We start from the raw sequence: 25280 nt of genomic DNA on the forward strand, positions 1-25280 counted from the left end.
GGTTAATTCAGCTCATTTAAATCATCACAAAAAGACTCTATTTGGTTCTTTTCAATCCCAATATGCGTAAACCCCGACTGCAAAGACGCTTGATAATTCTCTTTGTTGATCACCCAAGGAGATGCAACAAGTTGATGTATAAAACAACTTTGATTAGGGACGTAGACCTTTTTAAGGCTAATTAGCGCATCTTCCTGTTTACCCTGCTCTAAATCCGAGTAATAGTCCAATGCCATACTATATTGACCAGCATAGCTTGGCATTACAGCGATATTAAAGCCGATATAGCCCGTAATCAAAGCACCGATTAAAAATGATGATAGTGCTATAAATAAAGCTTTCATAATACCTCCATTTGATCTGTCTATCAGTAAGTGACGAAACAAACAACACCAAAAGAGGAGTTGCCACCGTCTGAATAACTCACAACGTACCGAACACAACTTTGGTTAATTGTATCGTCATATCTGTGATATGTCTCAACAAGCTTACTTTCATAATATGAGCCAGATCCGCCATTTGGATCTAATGGATCATAGATAGTACTACCGTCTCTTTCTTTTGCCGACCCACGTTTAATTCTGTAAGGTCTTTTGCTTTCAAAAGGATTACCCAATAATCAATCTACTGATGTGCCATCTGAAAAAACTGTAGTAACAGAAATGTTCATTTTCAATACAAGTATCTTAAAAGACTTCGATACATAGTCTGTAAAGCCAATCAGTGTTTTCGCTCGCAAATAATTCGACACCGCATCGGCTGAACTTTCACTAGTAATAACGACTCTCGCGCTATGAGTACTAATAGTATTCAAAGTAGGAGGAATCGGCACAACAAGTAATGGATTATCTCTGGAAACTTGTCCAGAGAGATTACTCTCTTGTAAAGCTGATAATTGATTGTTGACAGTATCCAACCTGGATAACAATTGAAATACCTTATTTGCTGACTCTAGGGCTGATGTTGGGACGTTAATCTATGAAACATCTGACAGCCAGCCTCTTTCTGGATCATATTCTTTAAACACTTTAAATGCTTTTACTTTTTGAGATTTCAAATTTACAACAACAACATCAGCGTCACCAGGGCTTGCATTCAATGCCGTTTGCTTATATTGCCCTAAGCTGTCACACGCATTACACAATTCTAAGTGGTACCCTAATTCATTAAAATCATCAAAGTCATAAGCTTTTACTGCATAGCTTACAAAGACATTGAAAAGAATAATAAGTAAATTGATTTTAGAAAACATAAAACTCTCCATGTTGGTTAAAGAACCTACATATTCACACGCAACAACATGAAAAAAAGCATGAAATAAAATTTAAGTATCAATAGTATGAGCATTGCCACGTAACTTGGCTTCGACACAGCATACAACTGCCCTCAAATTGCGGTGGCGGCGGCACCTGTGGTTTATGTAGAATAAAAACAAAACAAATAGTTAAAGCTACGCAAGCCGACCAAATAAGGTTGTCAAAAAGTAAACTCGAACAAGGATTTCGCCTTGCTTGTCAACATAACGCCTGTGACATACACAACATCACAGTGCGTACTCTAACTACAAAGGAAAAATAACAATGCGAGCAAACCTGCGCACCAAAATCATTGAAGTCTGCGACAAAAAAATAGCTGCCAAGGGTGATAATGTCGGACTGTCGTTTTACGCCTTTTTTGCCAATAAGAACGACGACCCAGAATTACTCATGGAAGCCGCCACTTGGTGGATCCAAACCCACCAGCTCGACCACTTTGAAAAGGCCCATAAGATTAAAGATATGGTAAGCCAAGGGCTGTAAAACGCATAGCGTGAATAAAGAGCGAAGCCACCATACCGTGATTAATGATTGCGGCTACGTTAGACCGCGCTTCGCTTGCTGTAACTGACGAAAAACTTGTAATTTCACCAACCTATCCTCAAATAACTGTTTTAGAATCAATCACGACAGGGCTTATGGAGCAATTTTCTTCTTCAACAATTTGGGGCACGCTAGCGCAATATGCGCTGCTCATAGCCGCACTCTTCGTGGTGATAAAAGCACTATTTGCCATGGTTAGATGGGGTAAAAAAATGCCCAAAGGGGCATTTATATTTTTGGCTTTTTTTCCGCTTATTTCGCTGTTTCCTATTCCACCCACTGTGTTTAAAAATGTGGAAAAAGCCAAACAAGAGCAACCGAAAAAGAAAGAGGCCGATGGTGATGGTCCCAACGAGCCTTAGTCCTTATTTATTCGCAGACTTTACACACGTAAACTCAATCAAATACACGTTTTAGCAACGTTGCTTTATCCGCTAGAGGTATTGCTCTTGCACGCTGAATGTCTTTTTTAGTCAGCACCCTTGCATGATGTGATGAGACAAACTGCTCAACTTCAATGCCAAGCTCATCCAGTGTGCTCATCAATACATCAAGGCGGTGATAAGCATCTAGATCAGGCCAGTTACTGGGCGAATCAAAACCCGTTTGCCTGCTGCTACCAAATATATCTTCGCTAAACAGGAGCTTATGCTTTGGCAAATAGATCATTAAATTGTGGCTGGCATGGCTCGTTGGCACATCAAATAGCTGCACTTGGCCGCCAGCTAATTGTGTTTGCTGAGTTATGCTGATCAGCTGACTTGACGCTAATTGCTTATTGAGGTGTTTTTGCACAGCATCAATATGATTGGCATGCACAATCAAAGCGGCACCTTGTGCAAGCACATCGTTTATGCCCATTAAATGATCGCCATGGTGATGAGTGACGACATGCTGCTTGATAGGCTTATCGCTGTGGGTGGTCGCTCTGAGCAAAGCCACATTGTTCAACCAATCTTGGCTGTGTTCATCCATCTGCCAAGCACCTGCCGAAATATAATAATCACCGACATCAATAAACAAACTGTATGACCACTCTTTACCCACATAATAAACGCCGTGTGCTAGCTCTCTAATGGTGTGCTTTGATACATCCACTGGCATATCACTTGGCGAGACTTGATAATTTGTTGGTAAATCAAATAGGCCATTAGGCAGTGAATTAAACATCACTCGCCTTGCGTTGCTATAAAAAAGTGGCCCTTTCGCTGTGCCTGCGAACACCTGCTGTGCCCATATCAGTCCATTACTTTTTTTGTGATTTAAAAAGTCGACACTCACAATCTGACCGCGCAACTTTTTAAGCAGCCGTGTTAAATAGCCAGAAGTTTGGTTGATATAAACGCTGTACTCTTGCTTTGTGCCTTTATGTATCGTCAGTACATCATGAGCTTGCCCTTGAATGTAGGCCAGATCCGTCCAAATACTGGCAGCTTTATCGTCAATTAACCCTTTAACAATTAGCGTATCAATCAACTGGCTTTGCCCAATGTCTGCATTATCAAAACGTACCCGATCAGTAGAGCGATATTGTTCCAAGGCATGATCAATCACATAGCCTTTATTATTTGTATACAATCGGTGCAATACTGTGGGGCTATCCGAGCCGTGCCCACCCACTAATCGCATCGTGGCGCGTTTAAACATTTTACGCTGCACGACAAAATCAATCGCCAACTCAAGCTGCTGCTCGTTTAAATAGCTCACCATCTCGCCCTGTAATGCATGACCACTTTGCCACTGTGAAAAATGCCGTTGTTTGTCCTGTATTGAGATGCTTTTAAGCTGTTTGAGCTGCTCACCACCGTACGCGCTGAGTGCATGTTCAATCACTTCATTTGCTCTGTCACCAGCCCAAAGCGTGGCACTCATTGAAGCAAGCAATATCACCAGCCCCCAACACCAAACTGTAACCTTATTTTTGTTCTTCATACGTTTGCCTTTATTTATCTAACTTATGGCCAGTGAACAAAAGGGACAAGGCATATGCCACAAAGGCGGGCTGATAAAAAGCTGATTAATAACTGATGCAACTTAGTACTTTGTTTTATAAGCTTATTTAAATTTCACGGACTGTAAAATGCGTTTACTCTCGCCTAGACAGCTAAACCAATAGCCCATACACTGTGGCCAGAGAATAATGAGTAACCACCATGACACAACCACCCACTTTTTATATTCGCAATTATAAAATTGACTTGTCACGTTCAGTCATTGAACACGAAGCGCAGCAAACAAAAGTGGAGCCTAAGGTACTCAAGGTATTGTATGTATTGGCGCAGCACCCCAATGAAGTAGTCACGCACCAAACGTTAATGGCACACATTTGGCAAGGCGCGGAAGTGGTACCCAATGCGTTACAGCGCTGTATTGCCATTTTGCGCAAAGAGCTTGGAGATGATGCTAAATCTCCTGCGGTGATAGCCACACATCCCAAAATTGGCTATCGGTTGCTGTGCGAGGTCACTTGGCAAGATCCACCGAGTGAGCAAAGCACCACACATAGCGTAAAACGTCAACGCCTACTTGGCCTAACACCCGCAGCGTTTGTGATGGCTTTGATCGCTATCCTACTGTTACTTATTACGCTACTTTGGACAAAAGCGCCGAATTCACATTACACACAAATCACAGAGCTGACACATACCGATACCCACGAGTTTCACGCCATTTACAGTCCAAATGCGCAGTATATAGTGTTCAACCGTTATGCCGGTAGTTGTAAAAGCCATATTTGGTCCAAAGAACTCAGCACCGGCAAAGAAGTACAACTGACAGCTAAAGCGGGGCAATTTAGTGCGCCAAGCTTTACAGCAGATGGCAGAGAGCTGGTATTTACTGCAAACGATACGTGTGACAAAACAACCTCTAGCCCCTCACAAATGAACTCTTGTTGGACCTTAGCAACGTTAGATTTTGCACAAGCACTCACTCAGCCACAAGCGCCAAGTATTCGCTATCAATGCCAAGCAACGCAGATAAAAACCCCCAAAGCACTGGCTAATCATCAATACGCCTTTTTACAATCTGAGGGTACTGACTATACCTTTATGCAATACAACGATTTAACTAAGCAAATTACACCTTTTTTTAGTGATGAAAGCTTGTCGGTTTATCATTTTGACTATCACCCTACCCGCCAACAATTTGCGCTGCTTGCGTACGATGAAAACAACCATCATCAGCTTATTTTGCTCAATAAAAAAGGCCTGTTGCTGCAACAAGCACAGCTAACAACTGAGTTCGAGTTTGATACTAACCCGCTTTTTTTTGCTAATTTCTCTGCAAAAGGTGAGTACTTACTTGCTGTGCACAATTATCGCCTTTATAAAATTGAACTTGATGGCCAAGTGAGCGAAGTCAACACACCCAGCTCAAGTTTAATTTCCGCCAGTCAGCACCCAACTAACCGCACGTTACTCGCAGTTCAGGGTAGAAAGGACATCGACATTGCACGCATCCATTTACATGCTGATACAGCCCAGCAAACCGAGCTTGATCTAAACACCGTTGCCACTCCTTATCCAAGCTTGGCTCGCACTCAAGCCCAAGAGCGCATCGCACGCTTTGCGCCTAACGGACAAAGCATCGCCTTTATAAGCAACCAAACAGGACGAGATGAATTATGGTTATGGCAAGATTCAGGTAATGCGGTGCAATTAACGCGTCGCGAAAATAACAGCAAAATTCACGGTTATGCTTGGTCGGCGGATAGTCAAACTATTGCATGGGTGGAAAATGGTAAGCTAGCGCTCACAAATATAAAAAGTCATGATTTAAAAGGCTTTGATTTAAAAACACAGAGCAAATTTTTAAGTACCGACAAACCGCTGCTCTCTGTTTTGAGCTGGTTTGATGACAACACACTATTAGTGCTCATTAAACACAAGCTCACAACACAGCTTCACCAGTTGAATATCAACACAAATACACTCACACCATACAACATCGATAATATTGAACATGCCTGGGTTAGTCACAAGCAACTCATTTATAGTACTGCACAAGGCGAGGTGTTTAGCCGTGCGCTAGAGCCCAGTTTAGTGCCTACTAGGGCGCTCCCGCAGCTAAATGGTAAAGCTCTATTGGTTAAAAACGGTTTTATTTATAGCGTTGATAAGCAAACCTTTGACCTAAACCAATACAACCTAGACGGGCAATTTATTCGCACCTTAAAAACCCTTAAACCCACGGCTTGGAAAGTGACCGGCTTACATAATGAACAACTACTTCTAGAACAGTTTATTGGTATTGACCAAAAACTAGTAGAAATAAAAGAAGGCTAAAAATCATGCAGCTGAGGTTATTTAACTGACGCCTTTAGCCGCTTTTCTAATACAGCCGTATAAGCAGGCACATACTGTTGAATGATAGCCAATCTTTGCCCTGAACTATCCAGTGTATCCAGCGCTTTTTGCCACTTCGCAACCACACTGTCGGGCGTATCTTTTGAAAAAGCCATATACACGGCATGTGCTGGCAATTGAAACGACATCATTTCGAGCGCGTTCAGCGGATAACCCGCCTCTTGCAAGGCTTGTTGAGTGTTCATCATCGCGATCATAGTACAATCAAATCGACTTTTTGGCTGTAAGAGCAACTTAATCGCTTGCTCTTGGCTTGCAGTCTCATGATACATAACACCGACACTGGTAAATATTTCGGTATCCGCTACTTTTTGTTGCGCTACACAAGTAGCATCGTGCTGTTTTATGTCTTCTAGACTGCGATAAATGCGCTGATCACTCGCGCGTTTATAAACCACAGGTCCATCATATAACAATGGCCCTACCCACTTAAATTGTGATTCTCGTTGAGGCGTTCTGACTACAATCAAATGTGCATGAGGTACGTATTGCGAGTTTGCCAAATTGACGCGTTTTGCGGCGCGGCGCAGGGTGTTTAGACCGCGCATAAACGAACTTAATTGAATGTCACTATACTGCCCAGTTAACTGCTCCATCTGTTTATAAATGTCGACAATAAAACCTCCTTTTACCTCCCCATGTTCAACTATCACAAAAGGGGATAAAGGATGCATTGACACCTTTAAATTATTGTTACTCTGCGCCGCTTGTGCCTTAAGTTGATGACCACAGCTACAGAATATTAGAACCAATAAACACCACTTCATATCAGTAAACCAACAATTGCTCATCATGCAACTGTTAGTATTGTTGATCACTCGCAGATCTGTCTAATTACGTTAAATAGGAGAGTATAAAAAAGCCGCTAATTCACCGGTACTTTACGCCCAAATACCTATACAAGTGCTAGCGCAAGTACCGATGCAAGACAAAAACTTAATGGCTTAACGAGAATATCGCCTCTAGCGCTGGATCTTTACCAGCAAAATAATCACCCGCACTGAGCTCAATGGGTAAGTCGGGCGCTACCCAAATTCGGTGATCTTCTGGCGCGCTAGTTTGATGAAATTGCGACGACAATAAGCCATGCTGCCTGCTGTACGGTAAGTTAAACCAGCCCGACTCACCAATGGTATTGGGACGCGTACCCGACGGCTCACCCACAATAATTGGGTTGGTAATGGCCTGCACTTTAACCAAAATATCATGACCTGCCGAGAAGGTATTACGGCCCACCATCACAAACAATTTACCTTGAGGTTTATACAGTTCAAAAAATGCAGTTAAGGCAATCAAAGGCGGTGTAATGGAGCCATTGCCGCCACTGTTATGACGTAAATCTAAAACTAGACTGTTGATATCTTTACTTATAATTATATCTCTGAGCTGAGTGCTAAATTCAGCTAGCGACACATCCTTGCGATTTCTCACATCGTTCACTTGCACATATAAAAGACTTTGCTCAGCGAAATGCTCATGCCAATAAGGTCTGTCGTTATGTTTTAAATAAGTCGGTAACTCGCTTGCGCGCAACTTAGGTAACTTAGGGAATCCACCAAAATGCATAGCACGTGCCTTTGGTGCGACCGTAAACAACTCGCCCTGTTTGCGTAAAGTCAGCGTCACCGCTTGCTCAGCCGACACAATCTCTAAACCTTGCAACACAGGAACTAAGCTCAAGTAATACGGCGCTAACCAACTTTGCTGCATTTGATTGTCTCGCGCATTAATAGTGCCTACCAACTCAATGGCTTTAGCCACGCTCACATCACCAAAACGCTCAACTTTACTGCCAATCAAGTGTTGATATTCATCACTTGCTGCAACGATGTACAAGCCGTCGTTAAATAAGTAAAACTGCACAGGTAACTGGACGAAGTTGCCATGCGCGCCCCAAGCCGGAATTAAAATATTGTGACCGTTATTAAGCAGGCCAATAAGCTGCATAAAGCCAAACACAATTTGCTGGTCGCTCAGTTGTGGAATACGTTTATCTAACGCATCCACTTGCGCTTTAAACTCAGCGTGACTGATAGAATGAAACGGATTGACATGCAGACGCTGAATTTCAGCATACAGATAGGCTAAATCGCCGCGCCAACCTGCATCTCGGCTCATGTTTTGTGTATCAATCACACCTGCAGCGTGCTTAAACGCCTCATTATTTTCCATGCTCTTAAACGCGGCCATGGTGTCACGACTAAATAAACCACGCCCAGCCAGTTTAGGTTTATCATCCCAACGCGCGGCAAGGGCTTTGTTAAGCCATTCAATGGCTTTGCTTTGTTCACCTGCAAAGCCATATGCCTCGGCTATTTTAACCATCAAATCGTTTGGAGTACTGGCACCGTCAGGGATGCCTGTTAAGCGGTAGCCCAGCGAAAGCGCTTGCTCAAACGCACTCACCGCATCAAACCATTGCTTGTGATTAAAATACGCCAACCCCAATAAATACCAAGTAGCACCATCGTTTTGATATTGCTTGGTTAATTTTTCTAATAAAGGCTTGGCTTGTTGCCACTGAGCTTGCTTAGCAAACTGTATTGCTTGTTGTTTATTACTCAGATAGTCCGTTGGTTTTTTAACTTGGCTGGCAAGGTATACATTGTCGGCTTGGTTTACCATCTCGGTGGCTTTATTTTGCGCCACAGCATTGAAACTCACACCCACTAACAACAACGCGCTTAACAACATGCGCCCACTCAAATACAACATTCAACGTCTCCTTTGCGATTAATACCGCCATCGCGATTTACTTGCCGCCAGCATAACAAAGCCAGCCCAAAATGCGGTTTAAGATCCTGATCCGCGACTAATTAACTGCTTTTTAAACTGCATTGGCGTGACTTCAAACTCCTTTTTAAAACTATTAAAAAACGTCGATTTTGAATTAAACCCATGATCTAAAGCGATATTTATTAGAGGTTTGGTAGAGTGCGGCGTTGTTTCTATTACTTCTTTCACCGCCCTTGCGCGCAGGCTATTAATGTAATCACTAAAGTTACGTTGCGCGATGGTATTCACCGCCCAAGAGATATCTCGCACCTTAAACCCAGTATGCTCGGCCAATTCGGCAATGGTCAATTTGGGCTGTTGATAAAGCTTTTCATGGCAAACAACCTGTTCGATTTCATCAAAAATACGCTGTACCAAAGCATCATCTTGCTTCTCATTTTGCGGCTCACTCAGCAAACCTTGGTAACGCTTAATATCACCAAACACCTCGGGGCTGCGCACCACTTTAAAAATCAAATAACAAGACAGGCTAAAAAACACCAGTTCACTGGCAAAATACAGCCCCTTTTTGAGCAAAAGTGGCGTGATGGTCTGCGTGTTCATACGCACTAAATCCAGCACCAACGCCGTACAAAACACCCCAAGCGCCGATGTAAGCCACTTTAGCGAATAGCTATCAACCTGCGAACTGACCGCTTTAAGCAAGGCATGGTATTGACTCAATTTGAGAAAACACAACGAAATATAAACCAGCTGACTGAGTGACCCCAACACCACCACGGTTTGCACCTGTGAGGTAAACGGTAACGCCAATAACGCCGGTAAAAAATGCGCGGCCGTTTTCACCGTTACCTTTGCCTCCTCCCCCGTCAGCGCACTCACCAACAAATACAACAAAGGCCCAAACAGCAAGGTAAACGCGGGGGTGATCAACACCTCTCCCAACAAACCATTATTCTCACCAATATTCAGCACGCACAACACGCTTTGAAACGCCAAAAACAACGCCAACAGCCGAAACTTAACCACTTGAAACACCAACGCAGCACCAAACGCGGCCATAAACGCAAACACCACTTGCAGCACACTCACCGCTTCCAGCGTGATGGGGGTAGAAAACACATTCATTAACTGGTCAAAACCTTAGGGGTGGAAAATTTATTAACTTTAAAAACAAAGCGTAACACAGCAGCAATGCTCACGTCATAAGTTGATTTATAGAATAAGCAGTAAACGCTATTACTTTAATACAACTATAAGCTACTTGGTCCTGTACTAATTCTAAGCAACCACCACAACTTACTACGCTATTCCTTGCTAAATCAGACAATTTAGTTAAATTAGCAGGTTAAGTTTTTAAAAAACAAAACGCCAAAAATACGAGCAAAACATGCTTAAAAAGCAGCTATGTTTAATGAGTGCAGCCGCACCATTTAAAGATTTTAATATCAATAACTTATATGTCGCTTTGCTCAGACTAAACGGCTAGGAACACAAATGGCAATTAAAAAAACAGAACTGTATTCATCGCTTTGGGCAAGCTGTGACGAATTACGTGGCGGTATGGATGCCAGTCAGTACAAAGACTACGTATTGACCATGCTCTTTATTAAATATGTAAGCGACAAATATCAAGGCGACCCTAACGGCATGATTGTGATCCCACAAGGGGCGAGTTTTGATGATATGGTTGCCCTAAAAGGTCAAAAAGATATTGGCGAGCAAATAGATAAAATTATTGCCAAGCTCGCCGAAGAAAATGCCCTAAGAGGCGTTATTGACGTGGCCTTTTTTAACGACGAAGACAAGCTGGGTACTGGTAAAGAAATGGTTGACCGCTTAACCAAGTTAGTGGGGATATTTCAAGGCTTGGACTTATCAGCCAACCAAGCGAGCGGCGATGATTTATTGGGCGATGCCTACGAGTATTTAATGCGCCACTTTGCCACTGAGTCGGGCAAATCAAAGGGTCAATTTTATACCCCTTCTGAGGTATCTAGAATCTTAGCTAAAGTAGTGGGCATTAATGAGCAAACCCCACAAAATCACACTGTGTACGACCCAACGTGCGGCTCAGGTTCATTACTTTTAAAAGCCAGCGACGAAGCCCCGCGTGGCTTGTCTATTTATGGTCAAGAAATGGATGTGACTACATCGGCATTGGCGAAAATGAACATGATTTTGCACGGCCAAGTATCGGCTGTAGGCTCCATAGCACAAGGCAATACCTTATCCAGTCCTGCCTTTACCGATGGCAACAACCTAAAAACCTTTGATTATGCGGTAGCAAACCCACCGTTTTCGAATAAAAACTGGACCAGTGGTTTAAATGCTAAAGCTGACCGCTTTAAACGCTTTGAATGGGGCACACCACCTGATAAAAACGGCGACTACACCTTTTTATTACACATTATCAAAAGTTTAAAAAGTACTGGTACTGGGGCGGTGATCTTACCCCATGGCGTTTTATTTAGAGGTAATGCCGAGGCAACCATTCGCCAAAACCTCATAAAACAAGGTTATATCAAAGGGATTATCGGCTTGCCTGCTAACTTGTTTTACGGCACAGGTATTCCCGCTTGTATTATCGTGCTCGACAAAAAGCATGCACATAAAGCCATTGCACATTTTAATGAAAAAGATGATGCTCTCCCCTCTATGACTGGCCGCCCTATTTTTATGATTGATGCCAGTAAAGGCTTTATTAAAGATGGCAATAAAAACCGCCTACGCAGCCAAGATATTCATAAAATTGTCGATGTATTTAACAAAGAGTTACAGCTTGAGCACTACAGCCGTCTAGTGCCCTTTGACGAAATTGCCCGCAACGAATACAACCTCAATATTCCAAGATACATCGATTCATCTGAACCTGAAGATTTGCACGATTTAAGTGCTCATTTGCAAGGGGGAATTCCAGATAGCGATATTGACGCGCTAGATAACTACTGGCAGGTATTACCCAGCATTCGCGCTACTTTGTTTAAACCTGCAAGAGCGGGGTACAGCCTCGCGCTGGTTGAAGCCAACCAAGTTAAAAGCACCATACTTGCCCATCAAGAATTTAAAAGCTTTGCCGCACGTAGCCTTTTACCATTTAAAAACTGGATCTCACAGGCCCAGCTCCAAGAGATAAAAGTAGGCGATAACCCAAAAAACTTTATCTTTAACATTTCAGAGAACTTATTGAACGCTTATGCCAATAGCGACCTATTAAGTAAATATGATATTTACCAGATCCTCATGGATTACTGGGCCGATACAATGCAAGACGACGTGTATGTATTAGTGCAGGACAATTGGCAAGCCGGAAATACTTTGCGTGAGTTAGTGGCTAAAAAAGGTGAAAAACTTAAAGAAACACCCGACTTAATCATCAACAAAAAAAAGTACCAAGCCGAGCTTATTCCACCAAGCTTAATCGTTACTCGTTATTTTGCTGACAAACAAGCTCAGATAGATGCCTTACAAGCCAAGCAAGATGAAGCCACCCAAGCGCTTGAAAGCTACCTTGAGGAACATGGTGGTGAGGATGGCTTATTAGTCGAAGCGCTAAACGATAAAGACAAAATAACCAAAGCCAGTATTGCCGCAAGAACGAAGTTAGCAACTGATCCGAACGAGGTTGAAGCCCTAAAGCAAGCCACCAAACTGTTTAATAGCGAAGCAACGGCCAAAAAAGCGCTTAAAGAAGCGCAAGAAGCACTCGATTTAGCAGTATTTAATCAATATCCAAAACTCAGTATTGACGAAGTCAAAACTCTAATTGTGGATGACAAATGGCTCGCCACCTTACAAGTCTATATCGTGGCTGAAATTGAGCGCGTTACTCAGAAAATGGCAAATCGAGTGAAACAATTGGAAGAGCGCTACAGCACCTCACTGCCAGCACTCGCAAAATCGGTTGACGCACTGGGTGATAAAGTAGCAGAACATTTAAAAGCGATGGGCTTGGAGTGGCCGTTATGAACAAAGCCCCTACACACCTAGTTCGCCTTGCCGATGACATTGCCACACAAATAGAAAATGCACGCTCGCAAGTGCGCCAAGCGGTCAACAGTGCCATGGTATTAAGCTATTGGCATATCGGTCGCTTAATTGTGGAGCAAGAACAATTGGGTGAAAGTCGAGCCGCCTACGGTAAACAGCAATTGCAACAACTCTCCTTGCTACTTACCCAGCGCTTGGGTAAAGGGTTTGATGTCACTAACCTACGTAATATGCGCAGTTTTTATCAAGCCTTTCAAAATCGAGAGACGCTGTCTCTCGAATTAAGTTGGTCACACTATAATCGCCTCAGTAAGTTAGATAACCCTGCCGCGCGTAGCTGGTATATGCAAGAAGCAATCAGTCAAAACTGGAGTGTACGCGCCTTAGACAGACAAATTAGTACTTTATATTATGAACGTTTACTGGCTAGTAAAGACAAACAACCGCTCCAACAAGAGGCCGAGCTTAACACGCAACCTTTGGCACAAAACGCCAAAGATTATCTACGCGACCCCTACATTCTTGATTTTTTAAACCTGCAAAATCACAACTATCTAGAAAGCGAGTTAGAGCAAGCCATAATCAGCAACTTGCAACAATTTTTACTTGAGCTGGGCAAAGGGTTTGCCTTTGTAGAGCGCCAACAACGCATTCGTTTTGATGATGAAGACTTTTATATTGATCTGGTGTTTTACAACTTTAAGTTAAAGTGCTTTTTGCTGGTTGATTTAAAACTAGGCAAACTGAAGCATCAAGATATAGGCCAAATGGACACCTATGTGCGCCTGTACGATGAGCAGCGTAAAGGCAGCGATGACAACCCCACCATTGGCCTGGTACTGTGCAGTGAAAAAAGCGAAGCCGTGGTGAAATACTCCGTGCTGGCCGACCAAAAACAACTCTTTGCCGCTAAATACCTCCCCTATCTCCCTACCGAGGAAGAGCTAAAACGCGAATTAGAGCGTGAACGCGCACAAGTACAAGCACAACTGCAACATAAGGAGTCAGGGGATGAGTAAACTAATAAAAAATCGAATTAAACCGCTGGAAGAATTTGGCAGCACGCCACTGTCAACTCTTTCTAAATCGGTTGATAGCCTAAGCGATAAAGTCGCAGGTCACTTAAAAGCAATGGGCTTGGAGTGGTCGCTATGAGCATAATTGAGCAAGTAGTTCCTGACGGTTTCAAACAGACTGAAGTGGGAATTATTCCTGAAGATTGGGACGTTTCCACTATTGAAGAGCTAGCCGCTATTATTGACCCACAACCGGATCATAGAACTCCAGCTGAATCATCAAATGGGGAGCCATACATTGGCATTAGTGACTTCGTTAACAGTAAAGAAGTTGATTGGGCCAGTAGTAGAAAAATTATATCTAAGGCAGTGGACAAACAAGAAAGAAGCTTCCAAGTAAAGAAAGGTGATATTGTCTTCGGGAAAATTGGAACTATTGGTGTGCCAAAGTTTGTACCTCAAGTTCCTTTCAGATTTGCGCTCAGTGCTAATGTTATTTTATTGCAACCTAAGAAAGTTGAACCAGTCTATCTGATGGAGTTTTTCTATTCAGAACTTTTTCAACAAACACTTAAAGCGGAGCTACATTCTACATCTCAGGCAGCTTTTGGAATGAATAAAATGAGGTTGATAAAACTTCCTTTACCTCCAAAAGAAGAACAAACCGCCATTGCCAATGCTTTATCCGATGTTGATGCTCTATTAAAGGAATTGGAAAAGCTGATCGCGAAAAAACAAGCGATTAAAACCGCCACCATGCAGCAACTGCTAACAGGCAAAACCCGTTTACCACAATTCGCCACTTACACCGAAGGCGAAAAGCAGGGCCAGCAAAAAGGAACAAAACCCAGCGAACTAGGCGAAATTCCTGAGGATTGGGATGTTGTTAATTTTGGTGAACTTTTTGAGCAATCTATATCACGAAAATCAATAAAAGCTAATATGACGACTACCTTTGTTGGTATGCAAGACGTTAGTGAAAATGCTCGGTTGGTCAAGCAGACGCCCGTCAATATTAATAAAGTTAAGTCTGGCTTTACATATTTTGAACGTGATGATGTTTTAGTTGCCAAAATTACTCCTTGTTTTGAGAATGGAAAAGGTTGCCATACCAAACAATTAGATACGGAACATGGCTTCGGTAGTACTGAATTTCATGTGTTAAGAGCAAAGTTAAATGCTGATTCAGACTTTATATACTTTTGGACAACTAGAGAGATATTTAGACAAGAATTAGAAAGTGAAATGGTAGGAAGCGCAGGTCACCGAAGAGTTCCATTTTCAGCGCTTCAAAACTATAAGATTCCATGCCCAGACTCAAAAGAAGAACAAACCGCTATCGCCACTATCCTCTCGGATATGGATAACGAGATTCAAACCCTTGAACAGCGCTTGGCGAAAACCCGTCAAATCAAACAAGGCATGATGCAAGCGCTACTCACAGGGCGCACACGCTTGCCTTTTGATAAAACCAACAAGGCGTAATCATGAGCTTTAACGACAGTGCCACCTTATCCCCACAAACTATGCAGATGAAAGAGTGCAGCTCAACGTCAACATTATTAGGTTTGGTTTGTTACAATCAAGCGATTGAACAGCAATTACAGCAGCACTTAACACAACCTCGTATGTAGCTGGCCGTGGCTGTATGTCTAAGGGGGTACTTTTAATGATAACTTACACAAGGTAACTTGTTTGAAGCCAAAGTTGACGTCTTCGTCAATATCGTCAACACAGTTGGAGTCATGGGTAAAGGCATTGCATTAATGTTTAAAGCGCGCTTTGAACAAACTATGTTACCTCATACGTGACAAAACAAACAAGAATAACAAATAAACAGCCACAGCTTTTAACAAGGTTATGCGGTAGATGTTGGCTGAACAAATCAAGGATACATGATGAATAACATTGGCCAATTAGAAAGAACAACCCAAGAGCGTCTGGTACAGTTTTTTGATAAGCAATTAGGCTATAACTACCTCGGCAACTGGCAAACCCGCAAAGACAACAGCAATATTGAAACGGGCTTATTAACCGCTTGGTTAAAAAGCCGTAATGTGTCAACACCGTTAATTAAACGCGCGTTACGCAGCTTAAAAGAGGCAACCGCCCTTGGCGAAGGCAAAAAGTTATTTGACGCCAACAAAAAGGTATACGACCTGCTGCGCTACGGGGTAAAAGAAAAAGAAGCCCCGGGCGAGCACGACCAAACAATTTGGCTAATTGACTGGCAACACCCTGAAAAAAACGACTTTGCCATTGCACAAGAGGTGACGGTAAAAGGCGAATTTGATAAGCGCCCCGACCTAGTTATTTATGTGAATGGTATTGCACTGGCCGTGATCGAGCTTAAGCGCTCTACCGTGTCGGTGAGTGAAGGTATTAGGCAAAATATTGATAACCAGAAAAAAACCTTTATTCGTGATTTTTTTACCACCATACAACTGGTGATGGCAGGTAACGACAGCCAAGGCATTCGCTACGGCACCACCGAAACCACTGAGAAGTACTACCTAGAGTGGAAAGAAAAAGTCGATACAAATAGCCTACCCGCTAAAGGCGTTACTCCCACGACCCCACTTGATACCCATATTGCGCAACTGTGCGACAAGAAACGTTTTTTACAGCTTATTCATGACTTTATTGTGTTTGATTCAGGCATAAAAAAAACCTGCCGCCACAACCAGTTTTATGGTGTGGTAGAGGCACAAAAAAATGTACAAACCCGTCAAGGGGGAATTATTTGGCACACCCAAGGCTCGGGTAAAAGCCTAACCATGGTGTGGCTAGCAAAGTGGATACGTGAGAATGTTAATGATGCCCGCGTGTTGGTGGTGACCGACCGCACAGAGTTAGACGAGCAAATAGAAAAAGTATTCACCGGTGTAGATGAAACCATTTACCGCACAAAAAGTGGCGAAGACTTAATAGGCACCTTAAACGAAAATGATACATGGCTCATGTGCTCTTTAGTACATAAGTTTGGCAAAAATGGCGAAGCCCCGAGCGAGCAAGATCAAGATCAAGCCACCGATGAATTTATTGCACAACTAAAAAAAGAGTTACCCACCGACTTTGCCATCAAAGGTAATTTATTTGTCTTTGTTGATGAGTGTCATAGAACCCAGTCGGGCAAGCTACATAAAGCCATGAAAACCATTTTGAATAACGGCAAAGGCCATGATGCCATGTTTATTGGTTTTACAGGTACGCCGTTAATGAGCGAGGACAAGAAAAAGTCACTGGAAGTGTTTGGCCCCTACATTCACACCTATAAATTTGACGAAGCAGTACGTGATGGCGTGGTGCTCGACCTACGTTATGAAGCTCGCGATATAGATCAATATTTAACTTCTGAAAAACGCGTAGATCAGTGGTTTGAAGCTAAAACCAGAGGGCTTTCAAACTTAGCCAAAGTGCAGCTAAAGCAAAAGTGGGGCACCATGCAAAAAGTGCTCTCAAGCAAATCGCGCCTAGAGCAAATTGTTGACGATATTTTAATGGATATGGAAACCAAGCACGCGCTTTCTAGTGGTCGAGGCAATGCCATGTTGGTGTGCGCCAGCGTGCATCAGGCGTGCGTTGTATTCGACCTATTTAATAAGACGGAACTTAAGGGGAAATGCGCAATTGTCACCAGTTATAAACCTTCTATAAGTTCGATAAAAGGCGAAGATTCGGGTGAAGGCGAAACTGAAAAGCTCTTTAAATACGAGGTTTACCGAAAAATGCTTGCCGAACACTTTGAACTAAGTGAAGAAGAAGCGTGTAAAAAAGTCGCCAAGTTTGAGCAAGACGTCAAAGAGCGCTTTGTAGAGGAACCTGGGCGAATGCGTTTGCTAATTGTTGTCGACAAGTTACTGACTGGGTTTGATGCGCCTTCTGCCACTTACTTATATATTGATAAAAAAATGACGGATCATACGCTGTTTCAAGCTATTTGCCGCGTAAACCGCTTAGATGGTGAGGAAAAAGAGTATGGCTACATTGTTGATTATAAAGATTTATTCAAATCACTAAATAAAGCCATTAAAGACTACACCGCAGAGGCACTCGATGGCTACGATAAAAGCGATGTAGAAGGACTGTTAAAAGACCGATTAAAAGAAGCCAAAGACAACCTCGATAACACTCTAGAAGCCGTGAAGCTGCTTTGCGAGCCTGTTAAAGCCCCCAAAGGCGAGCAAGACTACCTACATTATTTTAAAGGTGAGTCTGGCATAGAGCCAGTTAATGAAGAAATGCGCAGTGAAAAAGAAGCGCTGAGATTAACGCTTTATAAATTGGTAGCAAAGCTAAATCGCGCCTACGCCGATATTGCCAATGAAATGGAACAAGCAGGTTACAATTGGCAACAGGCCGAAAATATCAAGCAATCAGTCGCCTACTACGAAAAAATCAAACAAGTGGTCAAAGTGGGTAGCGCAGACAACTTAGATATGAAAAGTTTAGAGCCCGCCATGCGCCATTTATTAGACATGTACATTCGCGCTGATGAAACTGAGTTGTTGATGGACTTTGAAGATTTAAGCCTGATTGATTTGGTGATCAATGGCGACGACTTTAGTGAATTACCAAAAAGCTTGCGCGAGAACCAAGATGCTATGGCCGAAGCCATTGAAAATAACGTGAGTAAAATCATTGTTGATGAAAACCCTGTAAACCCTAAATATTTTGGCAAAATGAGCGTGCTGCTTGGAGAGCTGATCAAACTACGTAAAGCGGGTGCAATCAGTTATCAACAATACCTTGAAGAGATGAAAGCGCTGGCGAGAAAAGTAAAACAAGGTACAAGTGCAAGCTGTAATTACCCTGATAACATAAATACGCCAGCAAAACGTTCACTGTTTGATAACTTTGGCAATGATGAAGAGCTGGTCGAAAAAATTGATAAAGTCATCCACGAAACCAAAAAAGCTGATTGGAACGGTGACTTTTTTAAAGAGCGTGAAATTAAAAATGCCATTTTTCAAAAAACCCAAGAATACAACTTGGATATGGAAGAAGTCATGAGCCTAATAAAAAAACAAGCGGAATACCATTAGTGGAAGACAGCACTGTTGAAATAAAACGAGTTGGTGAACTTGATGTGGAAGTAAACCGCAAAGACATAAAAAATATTCACCTAAATGTGTTACCGCCAAACGGTAAAGTACGCTTGTCTGTGCCACTAAAAACCAGCGAACTGACGATTCGCCTTGCCATTATTAACAAACTAGGTTGGATAAAAGAACAACAGCATAACTTTGCCCGGCAGCCTAGACAATCTGAGCGCGAAATGATGAGCGGTGAATGTCACTACTTATGGGGCAAAAAGTATCGACTTTCAATTGAAAAAGCCAAAGCTAAGTATGCAGTTATGATAAAAGCAAATGGTCGACTAGCTCTATCAGTAAGTGACTCAACCAGCAGCGAAAATAAGCTCAAATTACTGGAGCGGTTTTATCGAGATGAAATAAAAAGCACCTTAGATAGACTGTTACCTTTATGGCAAAAGAAACTTGGCGTGGTGGCTGATTCTGTACATATAAAAAAAATGAAAACCAAATGGGGAAGCTGCAATATTCAAGCTAAACGACTTTGGCTAAACCTTGAGCTAGCCAAAAAGCCTCCTGAATGTTTGGAATACATTTTAGTGCATGAACTAGTTCACCTGCATGAACGTCACCACAACGAAAAATTTCGCTCCATTATGGACAAACATATGCCTAATTGGCGTGAGCGAAGAGATCTATTGAATAGTCTACCGCTAGCTTACGAAGATTGGAGTTATTGACTGATTTCAGTTAACCGTTGTTGCCACTAACTCAGCACCATTTATTGAGTTTATGATGCAGGTGATTTTAGAAACTCTACAAGATCATGGGGGCCAGAATACCCCCCAAGTCACCCCACAAGTTACCCCCCAAGTCGAAAAACTATTACTCGTATTGGTTGGGCAATCTGCGCCAATTGATAGAACCTCTTTACAAAAAGCGCTTGAGTTAAAGGATAGAAAGTCGTTTCAAGCGCGTTATATCAAACCTGCGCTTGAGTTGGGCTTGATTGCAATGACGTTGCCAGATAAACCCACCAGCAGTTTGCAACGGTATGTGTTGAGTGAAGCGGGAAAAGAGTTAGCTAAAAGGCTCTAGCCTTCTGCACTATGTTGTCATCCTAACCACCATGCCCCATCATCCTGACGAAGGTCAGGATCTTATTCACGGGTTTTACCTACCCCCTAAACCGCCTGTCCCGCGGCAAATCCGCAGCTCCATGCATATTGGAAGTTGTAGCCGCCCAGCCAACCCGTTACATCAGTCACTTCGCCGATAAAGTACAAGCCTTGTTGTTTTTTGGCTTCGAAGGTTTTTGAGCTGAGCTCATCGGTGTCTACGCCGCCGAGTGTCACCTCGGCGGTGCGGTAGCCTTCGGTGCCGTTGGGTTTGATTTGCCAGTTGTGGAGGTAGTTGGCAATGGCGTCTATTTCACCGTGGGTTAGTTGGTTGAGGGCTTTGTCAGGTATGGCTTTCTCGCTGATGAGCACATCCACAAAGCGTTTAGGTAAAATTGCGCCTAGGGCGTTTTTCAATGATTTACTGGCGCTTTCAGCGCGCCATTGGTGGATTGTCTCGCTCAGGTTAAGTCCGGGTAGTAGATTAATGGTCACCGCCTGCCCCGCTCGCCAAAATGACGATATTTGCAATATTGCAGGGCCAGAAAGACCACGATGTGTAAACAAAATATTTTCTTTAAATTGGGTACCGCATTCGCTACTTACTTCACAAGGAATACTCACCCCCGATAACCCTTCAAAACGCACCTTGTCGTGATCATGTAAAGTGAACGGCACTAACGCGGCCATTGTCGGTAACACTTTAAGTCCAAATTGTTCGGCGATTTGATAACCAATGGGCGTTGCACCGAGTTTGGGCATGGTGAGTCCACCCGAGGCAACCACTAAAGATTCACACTCAAAAACTTGTTCATTGGTGGTGATCATATAACCACCTTGCTCTTTGGCTTGCACGCTCAACACTTCGTTACGTAAAAATAGCTGTACACCGGCCCATTCACATTCTGTTGTCAGTATATCAACAATATCTTGTGCGCTGTTGTCGCAAAAAAGCTGACCTAACGTTTTATGGTGATAAGCCAAGCCATGGCGGTCTACCAATTCAATAAAATCATGTTGGGTATAGCGACTTAAACAAGATTTAACAAAGTGTGGATTACCGCATAAGTAATTACTGGGTGAGGCGCCTTCATTGGTAAAATTGCAGCGGCCACCGCCACTTATCAAAATTTTACGCCCCGGCTTTTTACCCATATCAAGCACCGCTACCGAGCGTCCTCGGTACCCAGCTTGCGCTGCACACATTAACCCTGCGGCACCTGCACCAATAATTACAACATCAAATTGTGACATGTTTTACCCAACAAATAGAAGCCAAGCGCGCATTATACCTAGTTTTTCATCAGGTTCGTAATCTGGATTATCCATTCTCATACACAACCACTTTTAACTAGAAAGATAAAATATCGAATACTTGCTGATCGATTGAACATATTTTTACCAAATTGATAAAAAACCGCTTACATTTACATTTATTTACATAACATCAAGCAAAATCCACCTTGTATCTAAAAACATACAATTACCTATAAAACAAACACTTAGTGTAATATTTCTGTCATATAGCCGTCCACTTATAACAGAATGATTTGTGTTAATAACAAAATGGTTCTTTTAAAAAATTAACCATAACTTTACGTTCTGTAACGTCTTTCTTGCAGCAAGTGTAAGTTTGACGATACACACAACAACATGTCAGGGGATATTATGACAACAACAAATCAGTTCAAATTAGGTGCATTGTCTTTAGCAATGACCGCTCTGTTCACGGCAAATAGTGCAATGGCAAACCCGGCGCTTTCAGCGCAAAACATCAACTACGCGCAAACGGCTGTCAAATTACAAAACCAAAGCAAAGTGGGCACTCAGTTCATCATCAAGTATAAAAGCAATGACCACATGATGATGACTGCAGGTGCTGACGTTTCTACAGCAACAATGAACAAACGTGCGCAAAGCTTCGTGCAAGGCTTTGCGAGCAAAAAATCAAACGTAAAAGCGCAATATGTTCGTCCTATGGCGCTTAGCAATCACCATGTAATGCGTGTTGATAGAAAACTATCAGCCGCTGAAGCTAACTCATTCATGCAAGAAATTGCGGCCTCAGGTAACGTTGAGTACATCGAAGTTGACCAAATGCTTAAGCCATTTGCTGTACCAAACGACCCTCGCTACTCAGATCAGTGGCACTATTATGAAGCGAATGGTGGTCTAAACCTGCCAACCGCTTGGGATAGCGCAACGGGTGCAGGGGTGACTGTGGCAGTGCTTGATACAGGTTATCGTCCACACGTCGACTTAAACGCGAACATCTTACCGGGTTACGACATGATCTCTAACCTAGACGTGGCTAATGATGGCGGTCTGCGTGATAACGATGCGCGCGATCCGGGTGATGCTGTAACGCGTGGCGAATGTGGTACAGACAGCTTTGGTAATCCTTCTCCAAGCCAAGATATTGATTCAAGCTGGCACGGAACGCACGTTGCAGGTACTGTTGCGGCAGTCACTAACAACGGTGAAGGTGTTGCCGGCGTAGCTTACGACGCAAAAGTGGTACCTGTACGTGTACTAGGTAAGTGTGGTGGTTTAACATCAGACATTGCTGACGGTATCATTTGGGCTTCAGGTGGCTCTGTATCAGGTGTACCTGCAAACGCGAACCCAGCCGATGTTATCAACATGAGTTTAGGTGGCGGTGGTGCATGTAGTGCAACAACTCAAAATGCCATTAACCAAGCTCGTGCAAACGGTGCTGTAGTTGTTATTGCATCAGGTAACGACAACGACAATGCCAACAACTACAACCCAGGTAACTGTAGTGGCGTAGTGAACGTAGCATCGGTAAACCGCAGTGGTGGCCGTGCTTACTACTCAAACTACGGTTCTTCAATCGATGTGGCAGCTCCAGGTGGCGCACAGAGCTTCGCAAATGACTCAGAAGGCGTACTGTCTACACATAACTCAGGTAGCACAGGCCCTGTTTCAGATAGCTATCACTACTCTCAAGGTACATCGATGGCTGCACCACACGTAGCGGGTGTTGCTGCGCTTATCAAGCAAGCTAAACCTTCAGCTACGCCTGACGAAATTGAAGACATTTTAAAAACAACGACACGTAGCTTCCCAGCAACGTGTACAAGCTGTGGTACTGGTATTGTTGATGCGGCAGCAGCTGTTGCAAAAGCTAAAGGTGATGTGATTGACCCTGTTGACGGTGAACTACTTGATGGCGTCGCAAAAACAGGTCTAGCAGCGGCGAAAGGTAGCCAAACTTACTACTTCATTGATGTGCCAGCGGGCGCAAGCAAGCTAACAGTTGCTATGAGCGGTGGTTCTGGTGATGCAGATATGTATGTTAAAGCCGGTGCTAAACCAACAACAAATAGCTGGGACTGTCGTCCTTGGGAAGGCGGTAACAACGAAACTTGTACGATCGATAACCCAACTGCTGGTAAATACTGGATTATGCTAGATGGTTACTCTGCTTACGCACAAGTTAACCTACAAGCCGACATCACAGGGGGTACTAACCCAACTGAGCCTCAACCAGGTGGTGGTACAGAAACGAACCTATCAGCGTCAACGGGTCAATGGCTACATTACACAATTGATGTACCTGCTGGTATGAATAGCTTCACAGTAACAACTTCAGGTGGTTCTGGCGATGCTGATTTATATGTAAAACAAGGCAGCCAGCCTACGTCTTCAAGCTTCGATTGTCGTTCTTGGAAAGATGGTAACGCTGAAACTTGTACTTTTACAACGCCAGCCGCTGGTAAATGGCACCTGAGCGTGTACTCATACCGTTCATTCGCAGGTTTAACACTGGATGCACAGTATAAGTAACCTCCGTTGAGGTTAAGTAATTTGTTCAAAACCTTCTACATACATAACGCTCTAGTTTGAGCGCAAAAAAAAATCGGTCACCCATGGGTGACCGATTTTCTTGTTTTGCCGTCATAGCATTGTTTACTCATTGCTCGCTACCTTGCTTTTTTTCGCACTGCACAACTTGGTGTTGCCATCTGCAACTTTAATATGGGTATCGCCAATACTGAGCTCCGTTTCTTTTTTCATCATATCGGCAAGCTGGGAATTCATTTCCTTTGTAATATGAAAAAACTCGCGTGTGGCCGCTTGGGACTGATCAAACTGACGCGCTTTTTCTTGAAGCTCCTGATTATGTCGATTTTCATCAAACGCGAACTGTGCCATTTTAATATCCTTTTCAATATGATATTGCTCAATACGTTCGCTGCGTTCACCTTCTCTTTCCTTGATTGTGGCATCTTCTTCTTTAGGAACCGACGCCTCTTTGATCACCATGATCAGCGCCATAATCACCGGAGAAATCATACCTACTACTGCCGTAAAAGCTTCAACTTCAAGGTAATATCCCGACAAACAGGTCACTAACACCAAAATCACTGTCGTTGGCATTGCCCATTTACCGACCAATACCATGACAATATCTTGTGGCATGACGATGGGCTTATGCTCGCAACGAGGTGGTTTTTTACGGTGCTTTTGAGGCTTTGGCTCGGTGGGTTTATCAACATTTTTTTTCATCAAAAATACTCCATTGATAGCAAAAATTGAGGGGGAAGGAGGAGGCAAACGCCTCCCATAGGTCAGTCGCTGCATGCATGAAACAAAACAGGAAAAAAGGAGAGAGGTAAGGAAGAAGGCTTAATGAACCCACGCAGGCTGAGGGCATGACGTTGCGTCACAGTTTTCTGCCTGCTCAGTTTGGTTCAACGAGTTTTCTAGATACATAATGGTCAGCCCCAACCAAGTCGTTAAGGCCGCAACGTCGAGTTGATTGATAGTAGCTAAGGTTTGATCGCAAATCTGGCCACTGTTCGGCAAAGCAAAGTGTTGCTGTAAATCATTCAGTAGGATGTCGATATAACCTTTAACCGACGCTTTAAACAAAAAATTAGCCACATTTTGGTGTTCCAGCTCATCACCTCGAAGCTGTATCCAGATCTCCTCGCAATATTGCTTTTTAAATAATTGGTAAAGTTCGCTTTGAGAAAAACCAGCGTTTTTCATGGTTTGCCAACAGGTTAACTGCTCTACCTCAACGGTATAAACATCACCTTGTTGATGGCTAAATACCATCACTTTTTCAAACGCTTGTGTGTAACTTGCCATCTTAAACCCCATTTTTGGCTTTTTTAGATGACGAGCT

22 protein-coding genes are annotated in these 25280 nt (G+C 43.1%); 13 read left to right on the forward strand and 9 right to left on the reverse strand.

Going from position 1 to position 25280, the window contains the following annotated elements:
• Positions 1–2: 2 nt before the first annotated feature.
• Positions 3–344: a hypothetical protein gene (locus ACW689_RS09185; protein WP_476290561.1), complete on the reverse strand. Its 342-nt coding sequence runs from the start codon at positions 342–344 to the stop codon at positions 3–5.
• 632 nt (positions 345–976) lie between these two features.
• Positions 977–1252, reverse strand: a complete 276-nt coding sequence (locus tag ACW689_RS09190) for a hypothetical protein (RefSeq protein ID WP_476290563.1) — start codon at positions 1250–1252, stop codon at positions 977–979.
• 128 nt (positions 1253–1380) lie between these two features.
• Between ACW689_RS09190 and ACW689_RS09195 the strand changes: the two genes are divergently transcribed.
• From ACW689_RS09195 to ACW689_RS09205, 3 genes are read left to right on the forward strand one after another with little or no spacing between them, the layout of a single operon-like run.
• The gene (locus ACW689_RS09195) at positions 1381–1578 is read left to right on the forward strand and encodes a 2Fe-2S iron-sulfur cluster-binding protein (protein WP_476290695.1); all 198 of its coding nucleotides are present in this window, start codon (positions 1381–1383) and stop codon (positions 1576–1578) included.
• 2 nt (positions 1579–1580) lie between these two features.
• Positions 1581–1799, forward strand: coding sequence for a DUF6500 family protein (locus ACW689_RS09200; RefSeq protein WP_476290565.1), 219 nt, complete (start codon positions 1581–1583; stop codon positions 1797–1799).
• A 44-nt stretch (positions 1800–1843) separates the two neighbouring features.
• Positions 1844–2221: a hypothetical protein gene (locus ACW689_RS09205; RefSeq protein ID WP_476290567.1), complete on the forward strand. Its 378-nt coding sequence runs from the start codon at positions 1844–1846 to the stop codon at positions 2219–2221.
• A 34-nt stretch (positions 2222–2255) separates the two neighbouring features.
• Here ACW689_RS09205 and ACW689_RS09210 read toward each other — a convergent pair whose 3' ends face one another.
• Positions 2256–3791, reverse strand: a complete 1536-nt coding sequence (locus ACW689_RS09210) for an MBL fold metallo-hydrolase (RefSeq protein ID WP_476290569.1) — start codon at positions 3789–3791, stop codon at positions 2256–2258.
• A 221-nt stretch (positions 3792–4012) separates the two neighbouring features.
• Between ACW689_RS09210 and ACW689_RS09215 the strand changes: the two genes are divergently transcribed.
• Entirely contained in the window at positions 4013–6145 is a 2133-nt protein-coding gene (locus tag ACW689_RS09215; protein WP_476290571.1) for a winged helix-turn-helix domain-containing protein, read from the forward strand.
• 17 nt (positions 6146–6162) lie between these two features.
• Here the strand turns inward: ACW689_RS09215 and ACW689_RS09220 are convergent, their stop codons facing one another.
• The 3 genes from ACW689_RS09220 to ACW689_RS09230 form a co-directional block, all read right to left on the reverse strand.
• Entirely contained in the window at positions 6163–6900 is a 738-nt protein-coding gene (locus tag ACW689_RS09220; RefSeq protein WP_476290573.1) for a substrate-binding periplasmic protein, read from the reverse strand.
• Positions 6901–7162: 262 nt separating this feature from the next.
• Entirely contained in the window at positions 7163–8941 is a 1779-nt protein-coding gene (locus ACW689_RS09225) for a TPR end-of-group domain-containing protein (RefSeq protein WP_476290575.1), read from the reverse strand.
• 78 nt (positions 8942–9019) lie between these two features.
• A complete protein-coding gene (locus ACW689_RS09230) occupies positions 9020–10090 on the reverse strand; it encodes a helix-turn-helix domain-containing protein (RefSeq protein WP_476290577.1) in 1071 nt (356 codons plus the stop codon).
• A gap of 369 nt (positions 10091–10459) precedes the next feature.
• Between ACW689_RS09230 and ACW689_RS09235 the strand changes: the two genes are divergently transcribed.
• From ACW689_RS09235 to ACW689_RS09270, 8 genes are all read left to right on the forward strand, one after another.
• Positions 10460–12931, forward strand: coding sequence for a type I restriction-modification system subunit M (locus tag ACW689_RS09235; protein ID WP_476290579.1), 2472 nt, complete (start codon positions 10460–10462; stop codon positions 12929–12931).
• Positions 12928–13971, forward strand: coding sequence for a PDDEXK nuclease domain-containing protein (locus ACW689_RS09240; protein WP_476290581.1), 1044 nt, complete (start codon positions 12928–12930; stop codon positions 13969–13971). The genes ACW689_RS09235 and ACW689_RS09240 overlap by 4 nt, the downstream gene beginning before the upstream one ends.
• On the forward strand, positions 13964–14107 hold the full coding sequence (locus ACW689_RS09245; RefSeq protein ID WP_476290583.1) for a hypothetical protein: 144 nt from the start codon (positions 13964–13966) through the stop codon (positions 14105–14107). The genes ACW689_RS09240 and ACW689_RS09245 overlap by 8 nt, the downstream gene beginning before the upstream one ends.
• Complete coding sequence (locus tag ACW689_RS09250; RefSeq protein ID WP_476290585.1) at positions 14104–15453, forward strand: restriction endonuclease subunit S; 1350 nt, start codon at positions 14104–14106, stop codon at positions 15451–15453. The genes ACW689_RS09245 and ACW689_RS09250 overlap by 4 nt, the downstream gene beginning before the upstream one ends.
• 2 nt (positions 15454–15455) lie before the next feature.
• A complete protein-coding gene (locus tag ACW689_RS09255) occupies positions 15456–15602 on the forward strand; it encodes a hypothetical protein (protein ID WP_476290587.1) in 147 nt (48 codons plus the stop codon).
• Positions 15603–15863: 261 nt separating this feature from the next.
• On the forward strand, positions 15864–19013 hold the full coding sequence (locus tag ACW689_RS09260; RefSeq protein ID WP_476290589.1) for a type I restriction endonuclease subunit R: 3150 nt from the start codon (positions 15864–15866) through the stop codon (positions 19011–19013).
• Positions 19013–19744, forward strand: coding sequence for a M48 family metallopeptidase (locus tag ACW689_RS09265; RefSeq protein WP_476290591.1), 732 nt, complete (start codon positions 19013–19015; stop codon positions 19742–19744). Before ACW689_RS09260 ends, ACW689_RS09265 begins: the two co-directional genes overlap by 1 nt.
• A 52-nt stretch (positions 19745–19796) precedes the next feature.
• Positions 19797–20102 carry a Fic family protein gene (locus ACW689_RS09270; protein ID WP_476290593.1) on the forward strand — a complete coding sequence of 102 codons (306 nt, stop codon included), beginning with the start codon at positions 19797–19799 and terminating at the stop codon, positions 20100–20102.
• Between the two features lie 86 nt (positions 20103–20188).
• On the opposite strand, the gene ACW689_RS09275 is transcribed toward ACW689_RS09270, so the two are convergent.
• A complete protein-coding gene (locus tag ACW689_RS09275; RefSeq protein ID WP_476290595.1) occupies positions 20189–21376 on the reverse strand; it encodes a BaiN/RdsA family NAD(P)/FAD-dependent oxidoreductase in 1188 nt (395 codons plus the stop codon).
• A 414-nt stretch (positions 21377–21790) separates the two neighbouring features.
• On the opposite strand from ACW689_RS09275, the gene ACW689_RS09280 reads away from it, so the two are divergent.
• Positions 21791–23932, forward strand: a complete 2142-nt coding sequence (locus ACW689_RS09280; protein ID WP_476290597.1) for a S8 family peptidase — start codon at positions 21791–21793, stop codon at positions 23930–23932.
• Positions 23933–24055: 123 nt separating this feature from the next.
• Here ACW689_RS09280 and ACW689_RS09285 read toward each other — a convergent pair whose 3' ends face one another.
• Both ACW689_RS09285 and ACW689_RS09290 read right to left on the reverse strand, forming a co-directional pair.
• Positions 24056–24655: a hypothetical protein gene (locus ACW689_RS09285; protein ID WP_476290599.1), complete on the reverse strand. Its 600-nt coding sequence runs from the start codon at positions 24653–24655 to the stop codon at positions 24056–24058.
• 120 nt (positions 24656–24775) lie between these two features.
• Positions 24776–25243, reverse strand: a complete 468-nt coding sequence (locus ACW689_RS09290; protein WP_476290601.1) for a hypothetical protein — start codon at positions 25241–25243, stop codon at positions 24776–24778.
• Between the last annotated feature and the right edge of the window lie 37 nt (positions 25244–25280).

This window comes from Pseudoalteromonas sp. ABE4_541 (assembly GCF_056312285.1).